Source organism: Candidatus Thermoplasmatota archaeon (genome assembly GCA_029907305.1).
Taxonomy (GTDB): Archaea; Thermoplasmatota; E2; order DHVEG-1; family DHVEG-1; genus JARYMC01.
The window spans coordinates 1-5,797 of sequence record JARYMC010000088.1 but is presented as its reverse complement, the minus strand read 5'-3'; the positions used below and the strand labels follow the sequence as shown (position 1 = coordinate 5,797).

Genomic DNA, 5,797 nt, shown 5'->3' with positions numbered 1-5,797 from the left:
AAATGAATAAAAAAATATTAGTAGTTAGTATCTTAACCATTTTAATGCTGGTAACAATATCATTTGCAACAGCGGTTACCTCTAACACAAACACAACAAATTCCAAAAAGAAAGAATCACCACTATTCAAAATAAGAACCGAACTAGCAATAGGAGAAAAATTACAAAACCTAAAAGAAACAATAAAAGCAAAATTCTTAGGAGAACGATTATTTTTCCTGCCGTTCCAATGGCTAAGAAATAGAAAAGAACTTTCTGACCTTTTTACTGTGTTATATTCATGTACGCACGATACTAGCTATCCGGTGCCGTGCACTAGCGGCGGTAAGCTTTGCATAACATGTCAGTGTCAACCAAATGTACGGCGTACCCTCGGTTGAGTTAATAACAGCCTTCTGGTTAGCATCATCTAATTAAAAGCAATTAATTCTTTACTTTCTTTTAATTTTCAAGAATCGTAAAACAAAAACTCCGAGATTTATATTTCAAAGAAAAAACGATATAGTTATAATGCGTTTTCTGATTTATATATAGGAAATTACATGTTGGAGGAAAGGTATTTTAATATTATAAAAAATAAAGAGTTGTTGACAACTGTTTTTAGAACGGGTTTGAATATAACGCTGATTCTCTTGGCATTAAACCTAATTGCCATCAACCTTGTTATAGCTGATTCGTCATTCATGATGGTATCAACAATCTATGTACTTCTAGGTGTTATAGTATTTAATATCCCGTTTAGAAAACTATATAACACAATCATAGGAAAAAATAAAGAAAAAAAATCAATCTATAGAATGACTAGTGGGTTGATTCTCATTCTGTTCTCATTTATATTGTTGCTTGTTACAGATATACAGATGTTATGGCTAACTAGCATACCTACACTTTTATCTGGATTAAATCTAACATTACAAGGGGTTAAAATAAAGCGAAAAGAACTACATCTGTTATCTGTTGTATCCTTCATCTATGCTTTGTTTTACATCCTTGTCCAGACAATACCAACATTATGGTATTCGATACAACAGCTCTCACTATTATTTTCAAAGGCAATTGGAATCATGGTCAGCAAACCCCTTTTATTAGGCCCGTCTACCAGTGGATTGTGGATAGTAATCATCTTCTTCATACTATCTTGCTGCATGCCATTTCTATCATATGGGAAGAAAAAATATTTCTTATTTAACGTAATTGGATTAACTGTATGTTGGATAGTTTATCTTATCATCTTAAGTTTTGTTGATTTCAAATCTAAAAGCGATGTTCTAAACTTACACTACCTTCTTTTTATCTTTTGTCTAATACCTACATTTGTTTATCTAGCAAAGATTAGATTCAAAGAAGAACAATTGGATATACTTGGATTTAAAGATATAAAACTGATACATGTAGTAAAAAATGGGGCGGCATGGGCATTGGTTTTATTGTTAATTTCATGCGTTGTTTTAACAGTTTTTCTAGGTGCAAACAGCACAAATAACAACAATGCAAAAAAGAATATTTTATTTTATGGTCACAATATGCTTGGTAGTTGGGATGTACCAGAATATGGAAAATATGGTAGATCAGCCTCAGGGATGTTTGGTCTCTTACCATATTACCTTAACAATTCTGGATACAACACTGGAGTAGTTGTAGGTAACAGAACAGAATTTCTAAACGCAACTCTTCCCATATACGAAAATGTTACTAGATGTGTAAATCTGACTGATTATACGACAATCATAGAATCAAAAACTATAACCAAAGATCTTCTAAACAACTTTGATATCTTTGTAGTCATAAATTTGAATACATCGTTTTCTGAAAATGAATACGAGGTAATATGGGATTTCGTGGAAAAAGGTGGCTCACTTTTGGTCCTTGGTGATCATACTGATATCGGTGGTATGATGAGTCCGTTGAATCAACTATTGAAACCTATTGGTATGAACTATAGGTTTGATGATGCTTTACCAATAGACACGAATTTCAAGTGGATACCATGCTATCATCTTATGCATCATCCAGTAACATACAGGATAGATAGTTTGGATGAAATCGAGATAAGCGTCGGTGCTTCTTTAGATATAAACGCGGGTTCATTTCCAGTGATTCTTGGTAGATACGGTCTTTCTGATGAAGGAGATCGCTTAAACGTTGAGAAGGCATATCTCGGGGATTACGAGTATAACAAAGGTGAACAGATTGGTGACATTATTTTAGTTGCTGGTGCCTATTATGGTAACGGTAAGGTACTGGTCTTTGGTGATACATCTTCGTTTCAAAACTCTGCAATAATCAACTCACTCCCTTTTCTAAACAGTGTTTTTAATTGGCTAGGCAGTCAAAGAACATCAACAATTGAGTATGCACAAACAGGTATTTCTTTGATTTTATTGATAGGAGCATTCGTACTGTATCTACGATTTGGGAAAAGCAAAATACAATTTGTTTTATTCCCCTTAGCACTTTGTATAGCTCTTGTTATATCTGCAGTTGCTATTCCAATGATACTTGGACAAGAAGAAGTGAAAGGCAATATAGTTTATGTAGATGCATCACATGTTGAAAGATTCAGCTTAGACCCATTTGAAGACAACTCGCTTACAGGTACGATGTTGAATCTGATGAGAAACAACTATTTACCATTGCTTCTCAGGGATTTTTCAAAAGATAAAATAAAAAACAGTGTTATTTTGATTTTCAATGCACCTACAAAAACGTTCAGTGGAGATGAAATCGAATTTTTAAAACAATACATTCAAAATGGTGGCCTAGTGATACTTAGCACAGGATACCCAGATAAAGATGCGTCCATGCCATTATTAAGAGAATTTGGATTGGACATAGCTGATATACCATTGGGACCAATACCTTATGTTGAAGAAAACCCTGAGGAATACCAAAAAGAACCAAGGTTTGTAGACAGCTGGCCCATAGTAGGAGACATAGGAGAAGATGAAAATGATACAACCTATCCATTCTACAGCGTTGAAATAGATGACTATGAGTATGTTCTTATGACCTTCACAAGATATGGAGATGGTGGGTTGCTGCTCATAGGCGACAGTGAATTCCTAATGGATAAAAACATCGAATCCTTGGATGATTACTGGCCTGGGAACATACAATTCTTGAAAAACATTTTAGATGAAATGAAAACAAAGGGGGTGCTAAAATGAAAAGGCTACTATGGCTAGGTTTAGTATTTATCTCAGTTAGTTGGCTGTTTTTTATACCTATATTCACAATACCTGATTATACTCTGGGTTTTATCTTCTTAATAATTGGTATAGTCTTCAATATCTTTGCTTTCTGGAAAAATAATTTCGAAAAAATCGATAAGAAATATCTTGTTATCCTGGTACCACTGTTGATATCTATTTTCGTTGTTCCATTTCCATACAATTTAGGACCTATTATTTTGACAGTTGGAACAATTTTATACATTGTCAAGATTTATCTTTTTAAAAACGAGAAAGCAAATTGGGTGTTAACAGGTTTATCATTAAGTGGAGTTATACTAACTGTTCAGACTCTGTTTCTTCCACTTTATTCTATTTTTGCATCACACAACCACAGAGTTGATGTTCTATCACCTATTGTCTCTTCATTTAGTGGTTTATTTGGTTTAAGAACCTCTGTGAATAATGGGATAGTTTTTATTCAAACACTGCAAGAGACTTATCCTTTTACCACTACATGGGAGAAACTAGGGTTATATCCATGGTTTAACATATTGATAGGTGCCTTGGTCTTGTTTTTATTCTTAAAAGGTGTCAAAAAAATTGGGGTATATATTCTTGGGTTTTTGATGTTTAGTGGTATTTATCTTATTTTGAGGTATGTTTTTATTATATTTATTTTTACACAAACAACAGATATAGCACTTTTCTGGGATCCACTTATTACCACTGTTAGTTTTATACCGTTTGCGTTGTTGCTTATGAGATTTGCCTCATTTAAGGATATAGATTTTGACCTCGGTTCTTTCAAAGTTTTTAAATTAAATAAAAAACATGCTCTGGCTATGGTTTTGGTGTTTTTGTTTGTATTTTCATTAGTTGGAGCTTTTGTATTTCAGGATCCTGGAACCACAAAACAGGGTAGAATTTTGATAGACGAGTTGCATAGTGACTGGGAGGATACAACAATAGCACTAGATAAAGAATGGTATGGCATGCTTTCCACCTATAACTATTACTGTTGGGCTGAATGGCTTGATAAATATTACACAGTAGATAGGAATATGAATTATATATTAAGTTCAAGGCTTTTAAGTAATTACGACATCTTGATTCTCAAATGTCCAACTAATAGTTATTCTGATGAAGAAGTAAGAGCAATTATAGATTTCGTTAAGAAAGGTGGAGGTCTTTACATGATAGGTGATCATACAAATGTTTTTGGTATGAACTATTATCTCAACCAGGTTTCAGAAAACTTTGGTATAACTTTTAACACAGATGCAACCTATGAGTTAGGAACAGGGATGCTATCGGTATACAAACCAGATCCTATGTTTCCTCATACTGTTGTACAAAACATGGAAAAGTTTGATTTCTTAACTTCTTGTACTTTGAGTGCACCGATTACATCAGAAAACGTAATAATAGGAAACAGGCTGATGGCTGAACCAGGAACATATTCTACAGAGAATTTCTTCAGAAAATCTATTAACTCACCTGACATGGAGTACGGGTTATTGCTACAAGTAGCTGCATTAAAATATGGTAAAGGAAGGATTCTGGCTTTCACAGATAGTACTTGCTTTTCCAATTTCTGTGTATTTATGGATGGATATAAATCATTCAATCTTGGAGTCATAGAATATCTAAACAGAATCAATACATATTCTTATCTCAACACGGTTTTTGCTGTGATTGCAATCGTTTCTTTGGCTTTAACCTTATATCTTTTAAGAAAGGAGAAGAAAGCCATGATTATCTTTTTGTTTTTATTGATTGGATTACTAGCATTTTCCATTGCATCTACTGCCTTTTCAAATGTTAATAAGCTGAATTATTCGTTACCATCTGCTCATTCAGATTTTACAAAGGTTTGTTTTGACAAAGAGCACTCCGGTGTTATTATTCAACATAGTCCATCATTGAACCTAGGTTCAAATAAATTATATGATACATTTTTTGTATGGACTCAAAGAGTTGGCTGTGTTCCATCCTTGGAAAAGACATTGGATGATGCACTAAAATATGGCGATGTTGTTGTTATAATTAATCCTGTAAAATCATTTGAAAACGATGAAATTGTTGCTGTAAAAAATTATATAAAAAATGGTGGAATGGTTCTTTTAATGGATAGCGCATTAAATACAGATTCAACTGCAAACGAGCTATTAAAAGATTTTAACATAATGCTAAGCTACGAAAAATCTGATTACAGTTTATATAAGTCAAATGATACAAGTAACTTAACAATTGGTAATGTCTCAATGCCATATCTAACAATTAATGGTGGAGATGATATTTTTATCACTGAAAACAATAAAACGTCTATAGCTGTTGTTGAAATGGATAAAGGCAAGATCGTTGTTGTAGTTGATTCCTATACATTTAGTAACAATGTTTTGGGTGGGACCTTTACAGAACCTGATGAATCCTTGAGACAGATATACAATACAGAATATTACATTTTTGAAGAATTACTATTAAAATAATAAGTACGATATAGTTATATAGTATAAATAAGATTAAAATCTTGAGGGAGGTAAAAACAAATGAATAAAAAAATATTAGTAGTTAGTATCTTAACCATTTTAATGCTGGTAACAATATCATTTGCAACAGCGGTT

Annotated in this window: 3 protein-coding genes; all 3 read left to right on the top strand. The window is 32.9% G+C overall.

Annotated elements, in window-relative coordinates; translation table 11 throughout:
* Nucleotides 1–380, top strand: a 380-nt coding sequence (locus tag QHH19_06390) for a hypothetical protein (GenBank protein MDH7517954.1), incomplete at its 5' end; no start/stop codon positions are given.
* Between the two features lie 231 nt (nucleotides 381–611).
* Nucleotides 612–3,167, top strand: coding sequence for a hypothetical protein (locus QHH19_06385; protein ID MDH7517953.1), 2,556 nt, complete (start codon nucleotides 612–614; stop codon nucleotides 3,165–3,167).
* Complete coding sequence (locus tag QHH19_06380; protein ID MDH7517952.1) at nucleotides 3,164–5,662, top strand: hypothetical protein; 2,499 nt, start codon at nucleotides 3,164–3,166, stop codon at nucleotides 5,660–5,662. The genes QHH19_06385 and QHH19_06380 overlap by 4 nt, the downstream gene beginning before the upstream one ends.
* The last annotated feature ends 135 nt before the right edge of the window (nucleotides 5,663–5,797 follow it).